This window comes from Aminobacter sp. P4_D5, assembly GCF_056401815.1.
Map to the genome: position 1 here is coordinate 1 of NZ_JBFUIP010000666.1, position 730 is coordinate 730.

The following is a 730-nucleotide window of genomic DNA, read 5'->3' on the forward strand; positions in this document are numbered from 1 at the left end:
CAACTGAACTAAAGGAGCGTTCTCTTGGGCAAGTTTGTTCTTTCCCTGGGCCTCGCCGCCATTCTCGGCGTGGCCACCGGCGTGATCACCACGCCGCAGCGCCCGCGCGGCTCTTGACCGCGAACGTCCTGGCCGCCGCGAGTTTCGCGGCCGCCGTCCACGCCACGCATCGCCGCAAGGGCGCTGCGCAGGAGCCCTATATCAACCACCCGCTCGAGGTGGCGCAGATCCTGGCCGAGCATGGCGCGCCGGAGCCGGCCATCCTCGCGGCACTGCTGCATGACACGGTCGAGGACAGCTCCGACGATCCTGTTCCGGTGACGCTGGAGGCGCTGTCCGCGCGCTTCGGCGCCGAGGTCGCGGCGATCGTCGCCGAGGTCTCCGACGACAAGAGCCTGCCCAAGGAGATGCGCAAGGCGCTCCAGGTGAAGATGGCGCCGAAGAAGTCCGAGGGCGCGAAGCTGGTGAAGCTGGCCGATAAGATCTCCAACCTGCGCGCCATCATGGTCGCACCGCCCGCCTCCTGGGACCACGCGCGGAGGGTGGAGTATGTGGGCTGGGCCGGACGCGTGGCGGCGGGGCTGCGCGGGGTGAACCCCTCGCTGGAGGCGCTGTTCGACACGACCTACCGCGAGGCCATGGCCGCCCTGGCGCGCGAGGCCGCGTGACGTCGATGGAACTGGTTCACGCGCTGGAACGCGCGACGCTTAACGCCGTGCCCTCGCGGCGC

Annotated in this window: 1 protein-coding gene; it reads left to right on the forward strand. The window is 69.7% G+C overall.

The genetic code is table 11. From position 1 onward, the window contains the following. Positions 1–113 precede the first annotated feature (113 nt). Positions 114–668 (forward strand): HD domain-containing protein, encoded by a 555-nt coding sequence (locus AC1DWF_RS34210; protein ID WP_476842928.1) that lies wholly within the window; start codon positions 114–116, stop codon positions 666–668. The last annotated feature ends 62 nt before the right edge of the window (positions 669–730 follow it).